Below are 15,450 nucleotides of genomic sequence, written 5' to 3'. Positions count from 1 at the left end.
GTCCCACGCTCCCCCATGAATACGCGTACACACTCTTCTAAGGACTAGGAACATGGCACCCCATCCCGAAGCCGCCGCTCTGCTGGCTCGTTCGAACCGGCTTGGCGCCGATCCTCGGAACACCAACTACGCGGGGGGCAACACTTCCGCGAAGGGCACCGACACCGATCCCGTGACCGGCGGCGACGTCGAGCTGATGTGGGTCAAGGGGTCGGGTGGCGACCTCGGCACGCTGACCGAGGCGGGACTGGCCGTGCTGCGGCTCGATCGGCTGCGGGCCATGACGGACGTGTACCCGGGGGTGGAGCGCGAGGACGAGATGGTCGCCGCGTTCGACTACTGCCTGCACGGCAAGGGTGGGGCGGCTCCGTCGATCGACACGGCGATGCACGGTCTGGTGGATGCCGCCCATGTGGATCATCTGCATCCCGACTCCGGTATCGCGCTGGCCTGCGCCGCCGACGGGGAGAAGCTGACCGCCGAGTGCTTCGGGGACAGCGTGGTGTGGGTGCCGTGGCGTCGGCCCGGGTTCCAGCTCGGTCTTGACATCGCCGCCGTCAAGGAGGCGAACCCGCAGGCGATCGGCTGCGTCCTGGGCGGGCACGGCATCACCGCCTGGGGTGACACGGCCGAGGAGTGCGAGCGCAACTCGCTGCACATCATCCGTACCGCCGAGGCCTTCCTCACCGAGCACGGCAAGGCGGAGCCGTTCGGTCCCGTCATCGAGGGGTACGCGGCGCTCGGCGCCGCCGAGCGCAGGGAGCGGGCCGCCGCTCTCGCCCCGGTGATCCGGTCGCTGGCCTCCCAGGACCGTCCGCAGGTCGGTCACTTCACCGACTCCGAGGTCGTCCTCGACTTCCTCGCGAGCGCCGAGCACCCGCGCCTCGCCGCCCTCGGCACCTCCTGCCCGGACCACTTCCTCCGTACGAAGGTCAGGCCGCTCGTTCTCGATCTGCCGCCGACCGTCGAGCTGGACGAGGCGATCGGCCGGCTGAAGGAACTGCACGCCGAGTACCGCGAGGAGTACGCCGCCTACTACCAGCGGCACGCCGACGCCGACTCCCCCGCGATGCGCGGCGCGGACCCGGCGATCGTGCTGGTTCCCGGTGTCGGCATGTTCTCCTTCGGCAAGGACAAGCAGACCGCGCGCGTGGCCGGCGAGTTCTACGTCAACGCGATCAACGTGATGCGCGGGGCGGAGGCCGTCTCGACGTACGCGCCGATCGAGGAGTCCGAGAAGTTCCGTATCGAGTACTGGGCTCTCGAAGAGGCCAAGCTCCAGCGGATGCCGAAGCCCAAGCCGCTCGCCACGCGGGTGGCGCTGGTGACGGGCGCGGGCAGCGGTATCGGCAAGGCGATCGCCGAGCGGCTGGTGGCCGAGGGCGCGTGTGTCGTGATCGCGGACCTGAACGCGGAGAACGCGGCCGATGTCGCCTCCGGTCTGGGCGGTCCCGACAAGGCCGTCGCCGTCACCGTCGACGTCACCTCGGAGGAGCAGATCGCCGAGGCCTTCAAGGCGGCGGTCCTCGCCTTCGGCGGCGTCGACCTGGTGGTCAACAACGCCGGCATCTCCATCTCCAAGCCACTCCTCGAGACCACGGCCAAGGACTGGGACCTCCAGCACGACATCATGGCCCGCGGCTCCTTCCTCGTCTCGCGCGAGGCGGCCCGGGTGATGATCGCGCAGGGTCTTGGCGGCGATGTCGTCTACATCGCGTCCAAGAACGCCGTCTTCGCCGGTCCGAACAACATCGCGTACTCCGCCACCAAGGCCGACCAGGCGCATCAAGTTCGGCTGCTTGCCGCCGAGTTGGGCGAGTACGGCATTCGCGTCAACGGCATCAACCCCGACGGGGTCGTGCGCGGCTCCGGGATCTTCGCGGGCGGCTGGGGCGCTCAGCGCGCGGCCACGTACGGCATCGAGGAGGAGAAGCTCGGCGAGTTCTACGCCCAGCGGACCATCCTCAAGCGCGAGGTACTGCCCGAGCACGTCGCGAACGCCGTGTTCGCCCTGACGGGCGGCGACCTCACGCACACCACCGGTCTGCACGTCCCGGTCGACGCCGGCGTCGCAGCCGCCTTCCTCCGGTGACGGAGGTGACTGCCGTGAAGTCGTACGCCGCGGTCGACCTCGGCGCGTCCAGCGGGCGCGTCATGGTCGGCCGCGTGGGCCCCGACTCGCTGGACCTGACGGAGGCGCACCGCTTCCCGAACCGGCCGGTGCGGGTCCCCGAAGGACTGCGCTGGGACATCCTCGCGCTGTACCGGGGCGTCCTCGACGGGCTCCGGGCGGCAGGACAGGTCGACTCCGTCGGCATCGACAGCTGGGCCGTGGACTACGGCCTGCTCGACGCCGACGGGGCGCTGCTCGGCAACCCGGTGCACTACCGGGACACCCGCACCCAGGGCGTCGCGGAGAAGGTGTGGGCCACCGTGCCCGCCACCGACCTGTACGCGGCGACCGGGCTCCAGTACGCCCCGTTCAACACGCTGTACCAGCTGGTGGCCGCCCGTTCATCGTCCCAACTGGCATACGCGAGCCGCCTGTTGCTCATCCCCGACCTGCTGTCGTACTGGCTCACGGGCGAGTCCGGCACGGAGCTCACCAACGCCTCCACCACCCAGCTGATCGACCCGCGCACCCGCGACTGGTCGTACGACGTCGCGGCGCGCCTCGGCATCGACCTGGAGCTGTTCCCGCCCCTGCGGCGTCCCGGGAGTCCGGCGGGTCTGCTCCAGCAGAGCGTGCTGGACGAGACCGGGCTGACCGGCCCGGTGCCGGTGACGACGGTCGGTTCGCACGACACCGCGTCCGCGGTGGCCGCCGTCCCGGCCGTGGGTGAGCGCTTCGCGTACATCTGCACCGGCACCTGGTCCCTGGCGGGCCTGGAGCTGGAGGCGCCCGTCCTCACCGAGGCGAGCCGCGCGGCCAACTTCACCAACGAGCTGGGCCTGGACGGCACGGTCCGCTATCTCCGGAACATCATGGGGCTGTGGCTGCTCCAGGAGTGCGTACGGGAATGGGGGGACCCCGACCTCGGGGAGCTTCTGTCGGCCGCCGCCGAGGTGCCGGCGCTGCGGTCCGTCGTGGACGCGGGGGACGCGGCCTTCCTGGCCCCCGGCCGGATGCCCTCCCGCATCGCCGACGCCTGCCGGGAGTCGGGACAGCCCGTGCCCGAGTCGCCCGCAGAGATCACGCGCTGCATCCTCGACTCGCTCGCGCTGGCCCACCGCCGGGCGATCGCCCAGGCGCAGGAACTGGCCGACCACCCGGTCGACGTCGTCCACATCGTCGGCGGCGGCACCCGCAACGCCCTGCTGTGCCAGCTCACCGCCGACGCCTGCGGCCTGCCGGTCGTGGCGGGTCCCGCGGAGGCGGCGGCCCTGGGCAACGTACTCGTGCAGGCCCGGGCCCACGGCCTGGTCGGCGACCGTACGTCGATGCGCCAACTCCTCGCTCGTACGCAGCCATTGACCCGGTACGAGCCACGAGGCACGGTCGCCGTATGGCAAAGGGCCGAAGCCCGGCTCGCCGGCAGATGACAGGAAAGCCCCCGCGAGCACCGGCGCCCACAGGGGCGCGGGGAACTGCGCGACCAGCCACAAACGACCGGCAGTCAACCACCCGCAGTCGTCGCACCTCATTCCCAGCGGCGCTACGCTGCACTCATCCGATGATCGATCCCAAGGAGCTGCGATGCGTGTCGCTCTGTTCCTGACCTGCGTCAACGACACGCTCTATCCGGACACTGGCCGTGCCGTGGTGAAACTGCTGACCAGGCTGGGCGTCGAGGTCGACTTCCCGATGGCGCAGACCTGCTGCGGGCAGGCGCACTACAACACCGGGTATCGGCATGAGGCCGAGCCGCTGGCTCGTCATTTCTCCGATGTTTTCGGTGGGTACGAAGCGATCGTGACGCCCTCCGGGTCGTGCGGCGCGATGGTCCGGGAGCTGTATCCCCGGATGGGCGAGCGGGCGCGCGCCGAGGGCCGCGGGGACACCCTCGCCGCCACTCTCGCGCCGGTCGTACCGAAGACGTACGAACTCACCGAGTTCCTGGTGGACGTGCTCGGCGTGACGGACGTGGGCGCGTACTACCCGCACACCGTCACGTACCACCCCACCTGTCACGGCCTGCGCAGCCTCGGCCTCGGCGACCGGCCGCGCCGGCTGCTCCAGTCCGTCAAGGGACTTGAGCTGAGAGAGCTGCCGGGCGCCGACGAGTGCTGCGGCTTCGGTGGCACGTTCGCCGTCAAGAACTCCGATGTATCGGCGGCGATGGGTGCCGACAAGATCCGCAACGCCGAGTCGACGGGCGCCGAGGTGCTGTGCGCCGCCGACAACTCCTGCCTCATGCACATCGGCGGCACCATGACCCGGCTGAGGACGGACATGCGCCCGGTGCACATCGCGGAGATCCTGGCGAGCACGGAAGAGGAGCCGCTGGTATGAGCGGGAACAGCGGAGAGGAGCCGAGCGCATGAGCGGTGGGACTTTCGTCGGTATGCCGTCCTTCCCGAAGGCCGCGCACGAAGCCGTCCACAACCAGACCCTGCGCGGCAACCTGCGCCACGCCACGCACACCATCCGCGCCAAACGCGCCAACGCGGTCGCGGAGATGTCCGACTGGGCCGAGCTGCGCGAGGCCGGCAAGCAGATCAAGGACCACACACTCCGTCATCTCGACTGGTATCTGGTGCAGTTGGAGGAGTCGGTCACGGCGGCCGGCGGCACCGTGCACTGGGCCGCCGACGCGGACGAGGCCAACCGGATCGTCACGTATCTCGTCAAGGCGACCGGCGAGAGCGAGGTCGTCAAGGTCAAGTCGATGGCCACGCAGGAGATCGGCCTCAACGAGGCGCTGGAGGCCGAGGGCATCCACGCCTACGAGACCGATCTCGCCGAGCTCATCGTGCAGTTGGGCAAGGACCGGCCGTCCCACATCCTCGTCCCGGCCATCCACCGCAACCGCGGCGAGATCCGCGACATCTTCGCGAGCGAGATGAGCGAATGGGGCCGCCCGGCCCCCGAAGGCCTGACCGACACGCCCGCCGAACTGGCGGAAGCCGCCCGCCTGCACCTCCGCGAGAAGTTCCTGCGCGCCAAGGTCGGCGTCTCCGGCGCCAACTTCATGGTCGCCGAGACCGGCACGCTGGTCGTCGTGGAGTCCGAGGGCAACGGCCGGATGTGCCTGACCCTCCCGGAGACGCTGATCTCGGTCGTCGGCATCGAGAAGATCGTGCCGACCTGGCAGGACCTGGAGGTCTTCCTCCAGACACTCCCCCGCTCCTCCACGGCCGAGCGCATGAACCCGTACACGTCGACGTGGACGGGCACGACGGACGAGGACGGTCCGGGGACCTTCCACCTGGTCCTCATCGACAACGGCCGCACCGACACGCTCGCCGACGAGGTCGGCCGACAGGCGCTGAGCTGCATCCGCTGCTCGGCGTGTCTCAACGTCTGCCCGGTGTACGAGCGGGCGGGCGGCCACGCGTACGGCTCGGTCTACCCGGGCCCGATCGGCGCCATCCTCAGCCCCCAACTCCGGGGCACCGCAAGCGAGATCGACGCCTCCCTGCCGTACGCGTCGTCGCTGTGCGGCGCCTGCTACGACGTGTGCCCGGTCGCCATCGACATCCCGGAGGTGCTGGTGCACCTGCGGGAACGGGTCGTCGAGGGCGGTGCCGTCACCCGCGACGGCGCCAAGGTCGTGCTGAAGCCCGCGAAGGGCCACGCCGCCGAGCGAGCGGCGATGCGCGCCGCACGGTGGGCCTTCAGCCACCCGGGCGCGCTGCGCACCGGCCAGCGGCTCGCGTCCCGGACGCGCCGCTTCCATCCGCGGACACTGCCCGGACCCGGCAAGGCGTGGAGCGCCACCCGTGCGCTGCCGACGGTGCCCGCGGAGCCGTTCCGCGACTGGTGGCAGCGTACGCACGGTGGGAAGGACGAAAAGTGAGCAGCAGGGACCTGATCCTGGCCCGCGTGCGGCGCGCGCTCGCCGATGTGCCACGGGACGACACGCCGTACGACCAGGCCTTTGAGCGCGGGTATCTGCGCGAGCACGGGGGCCGGAGTGTCGAGCAGACGGTGGATCTGCTGGCGGAGAATCTGGCGGACTACCGGGCGCTGGTACATCGTTGTGCGGACGAAGAGCTGTCGGACGTGCTGATGCGGCTGCTCGCACAGCGGGGCTCCAAGTCCGTACTCGTCCCGCCGGCGCTGCCGGCTTACTGGCTCAAGGCCGTGGACGCGACGCGCGTGCACGACCGTGCCGCGAGCACCCCGGATGAACTGGACCGCGTCGACAGCGTCGTCACCGCGTGCGCCGTCGCCATCGCCGAGACCGGCACCATCGTGCTCGACGGGGGCCCGGACCAGGGCCGCCGCCGGATCACCCTGGTCCCGGACCACCACATCTGTGTCGTACGCGTCCCCGACCAGGTCGTGTCCTCGGTCCCGCAAGCCTTGGAGCGCCTCGACCCGGCCCGCCCGCTGACCTGGATCTCCGGACCTTCGGCGACCAGTGACATCGAACTGGACCGGGTCGAGGGGGTGCACGGGCCGCGCACCCTGGAGGTGGTGCTGGTGAGCGGAGCGTGACCCTCGCGGTTAGCGTGAGGTCATGATCCGGTTCGAGCAGGTCACCAAGCGGTATCCGGACGGCACGACGGCCGTGGACGGGCTCTCGTTCGAGGTGCCCGAGGGTGAACTCGTCACGCTCGTGGGCCCCTCCGGTTGCGGCAAGACCACGACCATGATGATGGTGAACCGGCTGATCGAGCCGACGTCCGGACGGATCCTCGTGGGCGGCGAGGACATCGCGGCGGTGGATCCCGTGCGGTTGCGGCGCCGGATCGGTTACGTCATCCAGCAGGTCGGCCTGTTCCCGCACCGGACGATCCTCGACAACACGGCGACCGTGCCGTCACTCGTGGGCTGGAAGAAGGCGAAGGCCCGGGCGCGGGCCGCCGAGCTGCTCGAGCTGGTGGGCCTGGACCCGAAGACGTTCGGCTCGCGCTATCCGGACCAGCTGTCGGGAGGTCAGCGCCAGCGTGTCGGCGTGGCGCGGGCGCTGGCCGCCGACCCGCCCGTGCTGCTGATGGACGAGCCGTTCGGCGCGGTCGACCCGGTGGTGCGGGAGCAGTTGCAGGACGAGTTCCTGCGGATGCAGGCCGCCGTGCGCAAGACGGTGCTGCTGGTCACGCACGACATCGAGGAGGCCGTACGGCTCGGCGACCGCATCGCGGTGTACGGGCAGGGCCGCATCGAGCAGTTCGACACGCCCGGGGCGGTGCTGGGCACCCCGGCGACCCCGTACGTGGCCGAGTTCGTGGGCGCCGACCGAGGGTTGAAGCGGCTGTCGGTCACCGAGATCGAGCCCGACGACCTGGAGCAGCCGCCGGTCGCGCGGCTCGACGAGCCCGCCGAGCGGGCCGCCGCCCGACTGCACGCGGAGGGCTCACGCTGGGCGGTCGTCCTCGACTCCGGCGGCGATCTGCACGGCTGGGTGGGCGTCGACGAGCTCGCCGCGGGCGGCACGGTCGGCGACCTCGCCCACCGCATGAACTCCTGGGTTCCGGTGGGCTCCCCGCTGAAGCAGGCCTTCGGTGTGATGCTCCAGCACGACGCGGGGTGGGTGGCCGTGCTGGACGGGGCGCACTTCCTGGGCGTACTGACTCCGACGAAGCTGCACGAGGCGTTGCGACGGTCGGTGGACGCGGACGCGCGGGGCGTGGCACGGGGTCAGGTGGAGTTCGACTCGGTTGCGGACGCCTGACGCTTGCGCGACGGTGCCGCGCGCCCCGTCCGGCTGCCCGGGCGGTCGAGGAGGCCGAAGGCCCAGCGCTCGTTGAAGCCGGCCAGGAAGCCGACCGCGCACCAGAACCCCCAGAAGGCGGTGCCCTTGGACGCCGCTGCCGCGTTCGTGGCGCAGATCTCGTCGGTGGTGGCCGGTATGTCGATCACCGTGACCCAGCCGGCGCTGAGCAGGAAGTAGACGGCCAGGGCGAGGATCCAGCCGACGAACACGCGGTAGACGCCTTCGTGGCGCATGCTGCGGGACACCTGGGCGGGGACGACGGCGGCCTTGTGCCCGTTGGTCTGTCGCCGTGCCACCTCCTCACTGCTGCGGACCCTGAGCAGCACGCTGAGCGTCGACCCGAACGCGCCGACGCCCCCGCAGACGAAGGCTCCCATCAGGCTCCAGCGGTCGGTGCAGTTCAGCGTGACGTCGGCCAGGCCGAGTGCCTTCACACCGGCGAGGAGCGGCAGGCCCAGTAACAGCACGCTGAACACCGCGCCGAGGCCGAGCCCGAAGTTGAGGCCACGGCTGACGGCCACCGCGTCGTCCTGGCCGAGCCGCGCGCGTATGCCGTCGATCTCGTCGTCCAGGTAGTCGCCCAGGTCCTGGTCGCCCGGTGCGTCGTACAGCCGCCGGTCGCGCAGGACGTCCCGCAGCACGCACTCCACCGTGATCTTCAGCGACTCCCTGGTCCGCTCCTCGAAGGCGCGTTGTGCCGCGCCGTAGAGGTACTGGAGCTGTAGTTGCTGCTTCGGATACACCTTGCTGAACTGCGTGTAGTCCTGCCTGGATTCGGGCTCCACACTGTCGATCAGCCCCTGGGGCTTCGGATCGGTGCTCGCCCCTTCTATCGCTTCGCACATTCTCTGCCACCGGGTGCGGTGGTCTCCCCCGTTGTCCTTCATGAGACACGTGTACCGGCGCCGTTCCCCACCGGGAAGCCGCGCCGCCGCACCAGTACGGTCACCGTCGTCGCGGAACCGTCACTTCAGCAGGCCCTTGTCCTCCAGATACGTACGCGCCACGTCCTCCGGCAGTCGCCGCCAGCTGTCGACCTGCCGGTTCATGGACGCCAGGTCGGCGGTGGTGAGTACGTCGTTGAGCCTGCCCAGGGCCTTGGTGACGCCCTCGCCTCCCGCCCGGGACCTGTTGACGACCGGCACGATGTAGTCGGCGTTCTGCAGGTGCTTGTCGTCGGCGAGGAGGACGAGGCCGAAGTCGCTCAGCGTCGCGTCCGTGGTGGTGGTCAGCACCATCTGGTCCTGGCCGTTCTGCACGGCCCGCTTCGCCTGCGTGGTGCCGACGCCCTTGGGGTCGACGCCGGTGATGTCGATGCCGTACGTCTTCTTCAACCCCGGTTCGCAGTACGGCCGTTGCACGCACTCGTCGCCCGCCGCGAGCCGTACCCCCAGGCCGGACCTCCCCAGGTCGCTCAGTGTTCTGAGACCGTGCTGCCGCGCGTACGCACCGGTCACCGCGAAGGCGTTCTGGTCAACTGCCCTGCCGGGGTTCAGGACTGTGAGGCCGCGCGGAGTGGCCAGCTTCCGCAGCGCCTTCATCGTGGTGTCCAGGTCGGGCGAACCGACAGCGGGTGCGTTCGCTCCGTTGGTCTTGGCGTTGAGCCAGTCCGCGAAGGTGGCCGCGTACTCGGCGACGACGTCGATCTGCCCCGATTCCAGGGCGGGTTCGTACAGTTCGCGGTTGGCGACGGTGAGCGTCGACGTCCGGTAGCCGGCCTGGTTCAGCAACAGCGAATACATGGTGGCCAGCAGATCGCTCTCGGTGAAGCCGGCCGAGCCGATGGTCAGGTGCTTGCTGTCGCCGGGCGGTGCGGTGACCTCGCCACGCATCTCCAGGGACGGGCCGGAGGCGCAGCCGGTCAGCAGGGCGAGGCCCGCGAGGGCTAGGCCCGTGAGGGCGAGGCGCCGCCTCATCGCGAGCCTCTCTTGGGCGCCAGGCGTTCGGCCGTCTCGAAGAGGCCTTCGACGAGCAGCGCGAAGACGGCCACCAGGACGGCACCGGCGACGACCTGCGGCGTACTCGCGAGGTTGAATCCGGCGGTGATGATCCGCCCGAGTCCGCCGCCGCCCGCGAGCGCGGCGATCGTGGCGGTGGCGACGAGCTGCACGGCCGCGATGCGCACCCCGTTGAGGATCATCGGGGTCGCGAGGGGCACCTCGACCCGCCAGAGCATCTGCCGCCCGGTCATCCCCATCCCGCGCGCCGCCCGTACGACGTCGCGGTCGACCTCGCGCATCCCGACGTATGCGTTGGTGAGCAGCGGTGGCACGGCGAACAGGACGAGCGCGACGACGGTCGGGCCCTCGCCCCACTTCCCGATGGGGGTGAGCAGGAGCAGGACGAGGACGGCGAAGGTGGGCACGGCGCGGCCGACGTTCGAAATGTTGACGGCGAGCGCTCCGCCCTTGCCGAGGTGGCCGAGGACGAGGCCGACCGGCAGCGCGATCAGACAGCTGATGACGAGGCAGACCACGGTCAGCACGAGATGCTGGGTGAGCCGGTGCCAGATGCCGTCGTCGCCCGCCCAGTGCGCGGTGAGCCAGTCCCAGGCGTCGGTCAGGGTCTTCATCCGCGCTTCGCCCTCGTCCAGGGGGTGATCAGCCACTGCACGCCGAGCAGCAGCAGGTCGGCGGCGACCGCGATGACGACGCACAGCACGGACGCGGTGAGGACCTGGGCCTTGAAGTAGGTGTTCATACCCGCGTAGATGAGGTTGCCGAGACCTCCGAAGCCGACGATCGCGCCGACCGTGGCCAGGGACACCGCCGATACGGTGGCGATCCGCAGCCCGGCCATCGCGGCGGGCAGGGCAAGCGGCAGCTCCACGGTGAGGAGCAGCCTGATGGGCCCGTATCCCATGCCGCGGGCCGCCTGCCGGGTCTCCTCGGGTACGGCACGCAGTCCGGCCAGGAGGTTCCGTACGAGCAGGGTCAGCGAGTACAGGACGAGGCCGGCGACGACGAGGGCCGCCGACAGCCCGTACACCGGCAGGAGCAGCGAGAACATGGCCAGCGACGGGATCGTGTAGAGGACCGTCGTCACGGCGAGCACCGGTCCGGCCGTCAAGGCCCAGCGGCGCGCCAGCACGGCCAGGGGCACGGCGACGGCCAGGCCGATGAGGACGGAGAGCGCCGTCAGCTGGAGGTGCTGGCCGACCGCGTCGAGGAGGATCTCGCGGCGGGTGCTCAGGTATTCGCCGCAGATCCACTCGTTGCGCGCGAGGCAGTCGTCCGGGGGCGCGGTCACGGGTCCATTCCAGCGGGGCGGGCGGGGAGCGGCGCGTATTGATGGCCCGTACGGGGGGTGTTGAACGGGCCTCGTGCGTTTGCCGTACTTCAGGGACAGCGGGCCCGACCCGTATGCCGTGCAAGGAGGAACCCGACCCATGACCGCATACCGCACCGCCGCCCTCCTCGGGACGGCGCCGCTCCTGCTCACGGTGTGGGCAGCAGGGCCCGCCGCAGCGCACGGGGCGCCGACGGATCCGGTCAGCCGGGTGGTGGCCTGCTCCCCCTCGGGCGGGCAGCAGGCGCAGTCGGCGGCCTGCCGGGCGGCCGTCGCCTCCGGTGTCGCCGCCTTCGACAACCTGCGCCTCGCGGGCGTGAACGGGCGGGACCGGCAGGTCGTCCCCGACGGCAAGCTGTGCAGCGGGGGTCTCGCCGCCTACCAGGGCCTGGACCTGGCCCGCGCCGACTGGCCGGCGACGCGGATGACCGCCGGGGCGGACATGACGCTCACGTACCGGTCGACGATTCCGCACACGGGCACGTTCAAGCTGTATCTGACGAAGGACGGCTACGACCCGACGAAGCCGCTCACGTGGTCCGACCTGCCGTCCCAGCCCTTCGCGACGGCCACGGACCCGGCGCTCGTGAACGGCGCCTACCGGATCCGGGCCAAGCTGCCGTCCGACCGGACCGGGCGCCATCTGCTGTACACGATCTGGCAGAACTCGAGTACGCCGGACACGTACTACTCGTGCTCGGACGTGGACTTCGGCGGGGCGGCGGAAAACGCCGGGGCCGGGGAGGGCGGGACCGGGGAAGGCGGTGCCGGGGAAGGTGGCGCCGCCGGCTCGGGCTCCGGCTCCGGCTCTGCGGCGAAGGAGCCCGCGGAGTCACCGACGAAGTCCATCCCGGCGGAGGCCACGGGCACTCCCACTCCCCCGGAGTCCCCGGCCGACGTCACCGGCGCCCCCGTGAAACCGTCGGACGACGTGACCAACGCCCCCGGTGAGGCGGTCTCCTCCGCCAACTCCGGCGACGACGGAAGCCAGGCGCTGGCCCTGCCTCTCATCGCGGGCGGTACGGCGGGCCTGCTGATCACGGCGGGCGCCGCGTTCACGTTGCGCAGGCGCCGGTGACCGCTGGGATCGCGGGCCCTCCGCCAACGGACCGCCCAGACCCTGGACTTCGACGAGCGTGACTGATCTCCGCTGATACTCTGCGCGTCCCTTTCGTTGTAAAAAGTGGCTGTCTCATGGGGGATACGCGTGCGGACCTGGCGGAGTTGTCTGGAAGCGGCTGGAGCGCACCAGGGCGTTCTGCGTGACGACTACATGAAGGTCGCGCGGTTCATGCAGCGCAGGGAGCCGGCCGGATATCTGGCGGTGCGGCTGCTCGTACCCGCCTCCCACCAGCCGCATGTGCTGGCCGGTTACGCGTTCGCGTCGTTCACCGATGACGTCTGCGACCGGGGGACGGTCCAGGAACGTACGCGGCGCTATGACGTATGGGCCGAGCAGGTGCGCGCGGCGCTGAGTTCGGGGAGTGCCCGGCATCCGTTGCTGCGGGCGTTCCTGCACACCGCGTCGGCCCGTGAACTGCCGCGCCACTGGGTCGACTCGTACCTGGACGGTGCGCGGATCGACCTCGACTTCTCCGGGTTCGCCACCGAGGCCGACTACCAGCGGTACGTGGAGCAGCTCACCTGGCCGTTCCTGATGATCACCTCGGGGCTGGCACACGCGGGCGGCGGCAGTGCTGAATTCGCCGCCGGTTGCCGTCTGTTCGCCGACGCGGCCCAGCGCACGGACATCCTCACCGACCTGGCGGAGGACCTGCGCGGCGGACGCCTCTACCTGCCCGTCAGCGATCTCGACCAGTACGGCATCACGCGCTCCGACCTTGAGAAGGGGCGCGACCTGCCCGGGGTCCGCGCGCTGATCTCGGCCACCGCCGGGGCCGCGCGCGCCACGCTCCGCGAGGCCGCCGTGATTCTCGACCTCTGTCCCGCGGAGCACCGGCGGCTGATGCGCTTCATCCTGGACCTGCACCATCAGCGACTGGAGTCGGTGACGGCCCGAGGCGCCTCGATCGTCCGACGACCGGTACGGGACCGGCCGGTGGCGTGTCTGCGGCTGCTGGCCGGACGGCCGACCGGGGAACTTGCCCGCGCCGCGGGGTGAGACATCGGCGATGAGCCCCGCTGTGCGGCTCCGGGGAACTGCGGGTGCGTTCCCAAGTCGTCGCGCCAGGTACCGGCTCAGCCCTCTGGGTCGGAAAACTCTTCCGCGAGGTCGCGATGCCTGTCTGCGGCCAGCTTCGCCTGGCCGGCGCTAATGGTCGATCCAGGCATACCGCCCAAGCGTTCGACCTCCTCCGCGAAGCGCAGGTGCTCGACCCGCGCGTGCTCACGGCAGGCGAGGCAGGTGACCTGATCCGGACGCGGAGAGGTCATCGCATACGGCACCCGCAGCCCGCATCCAGTAGTGACGACACTCGGCAGGTCACCGGCCAGACCGAACGTGGATGCCACCAGGTTGCGGACAGCGGCATCGCGGTGGACCACCTTCGACTCGACATGGATGTGCGGGTCGTTCCCGCCCATGTGTCCTCCCTGTCCCGGCGACCCGGCCGAACAGCGCACCGGGGACCGCGGCCAGGCCGGTGCGCATGCCCGGGGTGCCCGCTGCATGTGGCCGACGGGTACCCCGGGACTCGGATTCAGTTCAGCTCAGCTCAGCTGCACCTGCGTCCGGTGTTGATGCACTGGACCATCTTGTTCATCAGCCGCTCGTTGAAGACGTTGATGAAGTCGTCGTGGTCGGTGACCGGCTTGTGCGCCTGCTCGGGGAAGCCGTCCACGGCGAAGAACGGACGGGTCTTGCCGTTGTCCTTCACGCTGGGCGCGTCCACGTCGTACACCAGGCGATGCACCAGCTGGGGAATGGCCTTGAAGCCGGTCGGGCAGTTGCCGCGCGCGTCGGCGAAGGCCACGTGCGTACGGTGGTTGGCGCTGTCGATGTTCTTGCCGTCCCAGCAGCTCTGGAACTTGAAGGAGCGCACCACGTCACTGCCCCTGGGGCAGAGCGGGTACTTGTCCTTCAACTGCACCTTGTTCTCGAAGCCGGTGCAGCTCCAGGAGGCGTTGGCGTTGGCCGTGCCGTTGGTGAGCGCCTTGGCGTCACCGGTGATGATGCGCAGGAACTTGGGCATCGCCACCACCTTGCCGCGCGGGCTGCCCACGAAGTTCAGCGTGGAGCTGCCGGCCGTCAGGATCCGGCCGGTGTTGCCCTCGGCGCCGCCGCCCTGCTGGCCCGCGTCGAACTCCTGGGTGCCGTCCTGCAGGCGCAGCACCGGCCAGTAGTACGAGGACTTGTCGCCCTGGTTCTTGCAGCTGGTCTTGGCGGCCGCGAAGTCCTGGTCGCTCGCGAAGGCGTCGTTGGCCTGGTTGCCGACGTAGTCGTGGGTGTGGTGTGCGCCGTTGGTGACACCGGGCGCGACGATGACGTTGTCGGTGTTGTAGAGCTTGTTGGCGTTCACACCGCACTTGGTGGCGAAGGCGCCCGTGGAGGCCTTCCCCGACTTGCGCGGGGCGCTCACATTGGGCTTGACCTTGGTGATGTCCACGTAGTCGGCGGCGACGGGGCCGTTACCGGCTTGCCCGGCATTGCCGTTGTTGCCGCCCTGACCGGCGGTGGGCTGGCCCGAGGCCGGCTGACCGGAGGCGGGCTGGCCGGAGGCCGGTTGGTCACCGGTGGGGCGCAACGTACAGGGCGCCAGGGCCTCAAGGCCCTGCGGCTTGGCGGCCACTCGGCCGATGGCGATGGCGATCCGGTCGATCGTCGCCTTCCGCTTGTCCTTCAGCGGGCCCACGATCGCGTTCTGTGCGAAGTTGGCGTCCTGCTGAATCGCCCGCTGGGAAGTGGAGAGGCGCTGGTAGGCCTCGGACACCTGCTTGTCGAGCAGGGCCAGCTCCTTGTCGACCTGGGGCCGGGCCTGGGCGGGAACCTCCTTCAACTGCTGGCCGACGTCGGGGCAGTCGATGGTGGCGGATCCGGCCGCCACCGGCTGGTTCTGGGCCGAGCCCTTCGACGTGGCGGTTTCGTCGGCCGAGGCGTAGATGTTGGCCGCCACGAGTCCACCGGCTCCCAGGGCCAGGGCGGCCGCAGCACCCACCGCCCGAACGGTGGTCTTCGATCTCTTGCGCGTGTTGCGTCTCATCAGGCCTCTCTGAACGTCCTCGGAGCCGTACAGACTTCCGGTGTGGGCGAAGCTCTATCCGATACGGATGCGGGCGCCGAATGTTCAGCGAATCCTCAGATTCATGGTTTCCTCCACCCGCAAACGGGGCATTGCTGCCCGACTCGGGCCGGACGGACGGCAAGCCTCCAGCCGGCTGG

14 protein-coding genes are annotated in these 15,450 nt (G+C 70.3%); 8 read left to right on the top strand and 6 right to left on the bottom strand.

Annotation, left to right across the window (positions count from 1 at the left end):
• Positions 1-52 precede the first annotated feature (52 nt).
• From GAS53_RS02275 to GAS53_RS02250, 6 genes are all read left to right on the top strand, one after another.
• A complete protein-coding gene (locus tag GAS53_RS02275) occupies positions 53-2,092 on the top strand; it encodes a bifunctional aldolase/short-chain dehydrogenase (RefSeq protein ID WP_151475677.1) in 2,040 nt (679 codons plus the stop codon).
• A 14-nt stretch (positions 2,093-2,106) separates the two neighbouring features.
• On the top strand, positions 2,107-3,543 hold the full coding sequence (locus GAS53_RS02270; RefSeq protein WP_151475676.1) for a rhamnulokinase: 1,437 nt from the start codon (positions 2,107-2,109) through the stop codon (positions 3,541-3,543).
• A 154-nt stretch (positions 3,544-3,697) separates the two neighbouring features.
• A complete protein-coding gene (locus GAS53_RS02265) occupies positions 3,698-4,453 on the top strand; it encodes a (Fe-S)-binding protein (protein WP_151475675.1) in 756 nt (251 codons plus the stop codon).
• 28 nt (positions 4,454-4,481) lie between these two features.
• Positions 4,482-5,960 carry a LutB/LldF family L-lactate oxidation iron-sulfur protein gene (locus GAS53_RS02260; RefSeq protein WP_151475674.1) on the top strand — a complete coding sequence of 493 codons (1,479 nt, stop codon included), beginning with the start codon at positions 4,482-4,484 and terminating at the stop codon, positions 5,958-5,960.
• The gene (locus GAS53_RS02255) at positions 5,957-6,604 is read left to right on the top strand and encodes a LutC/YkgG family protein (protein WP_151475673.1); all 648 of its coding nucleotides are present in this window, start codon (positions 5,957-5,959) and stop codon (positions 6,602-6,604) included. The genes GAS53_RS02260 and GAS53_RS02255 overlap by 4 nt, the downstream gene beginning before the upstream one ends.
• Before the next feature lie 22 nt (positions 6,605-6,626).
• Entirely contained in the window at positions 6,627-7,781 is a 1,155-nt protein-coding gene (locus GAS53_RS02250) for an ABC transporter ATP-binding protein (protein WP_151475672.1), read from the top strand.
• On the opposite strand, the gene GAS53_RS02245 is transcribed toward GAS53_RS02250, so the two are convergent.
• The 4 genes from GAS53_RS02245 to GAS53_RS02230 all read right to left on the bottom strand — a co-directional run bounded on the left by GAS53_RS02245 (position 7,748) and on the right by GAS53_RS02230 (position 11,072).
• Positions 7,748-8,668, bottom strand: coding sequence for a hypothetical protein (locus GAS53_RS02245; RefSeq protein WP_225858668.1), 921 nt, complete (start codon positions 8,666-8,668; stop codon positions 7,748-7,750). The genes GAS53_RS02250 and GAS53_RS02245 overlap by 34 nt on opposite strands.
• A gap of 120 nt (positions 8,669-8,788) precedes the next feature.
• Complete coding sequence (locus tag GAS53_RS02240) at positions 8,789-9,739, bottom strand: ABC transporter substrate-binding protein (RefSeq protein ID WP_151475670.1); 951 nt, start codon at positions 9,737-9,739, stop codon at positions 8,789-8,791.
• Positions 9,736-10,395 carry an ABC transporter permease gene (locus GAS53_RS02235; protein WP_151475669.1) on the bottom strand — a complete coding sequence of 220 codons (660 nt, stop codon included), beginning with the start codon at positions 10,393-10,395 and terminating at the stop codon, positions 9,736-9,738. The genes GAS53_RS02240 and GAS53_RS02235 overlap by 4 nt, the downstream gene beginning before the upstream one ends.
• Positions 10,392-11,072 (bottom strand): ABC transporter permease, encoded by a 681-nt coding sequence (locus tag GAS53_RS02230; protein WP_151475668.1) that lies wholly within the window; start codon positions 11,070-11,072, stop codon positions 10,392-10,394. The genes GAS53_RS02235 and GAS53_RS02230 overlap by 4 nt, the downstream gene beginning before the upstream one ends.
• 139 nt (positions 11,073-11,211) lie before the next feature.
• Here GAS53_RS02230 and GAS53_RS02225 point away from each other — a divergent pair, with 139 nt between their 5' ends.
• Together GAS53_RS02225 and GAS53_RS02220 are read left to right on the top strand one after the other, a co-directional pair.
• Positions 11,212-12,189 carry a lytic polysaccharide monooxygenase gene (locus tag GAS53_RS02225; RefSeq protein ID WP_151475667.1) on the top strand — a complete coding sequence of 326 codons (978 nt, stop codon included), beginning with the start codon at positions 11,212-11,214 and terminating at the stop codon, positions 12,187-12,189.
• Between the two features lie 129 nt (positions 12,190-12,318).
• A complete protein-coding gene (locus GAS53_RS02220; RefSeq protein ID WP_151475666.1) occupies positions 12,319-13,233 on the top strand; it encodes a squalene/phytoene synthase family protein in 915 nt (304 codons plus the stop codon).
• A gap of 77 nt (positions 13,234-13,310) precedes the next feature.
• On the opposite strand, the gene GAS53_RS02215 is transcribed toward GAS53_RS02220, so the two are convergent.
• Both GAS53_RS02215 and GAS53_RS02210 read right to left on the bottom strand, forming a co-directional pair.
• Positions 13,311-13,655 (bottom strand): hypothetical protein, encoded by a 345-nt coding sequence (locus GAS53_RS02215; protein ID WP_151475665.1) that lies wholly within the window; start codon positions 13,653-13,655, stop codon positions 13,311-13,313.
• A gap of 131 nt (positions 13,656-13,786) precedes the next feature.
• The gene (locus GAS53_RS02210) at positions 13,787-15,271 is read right to left on the bottom strand and encodes a DUF1996 domain-containing protein (protein ID WP_151475664.1); all 1,485 of its coding nucleotides are present in this window, start codon (positions 15,269-15,271) and stop codon (positions 13,787-13,789) included.
• Positions 15,272-15,450: the final 179 nt, after the last annotated feature.

This window comes from Streptomyces albicerus, assembly GCF_008905045.1.
Classification (GTDB): domain Bacteria; phylum Actinomycetota; class Actinomycetes; order Streptomycetales; family Streptomycetaceae; genus Streptomyces; species Streptomyces albicerus.
Note: the sequence above shows the minus strand (reverse complement) of the source record. Positions and strands in the feature narration are given on the sequence as shown.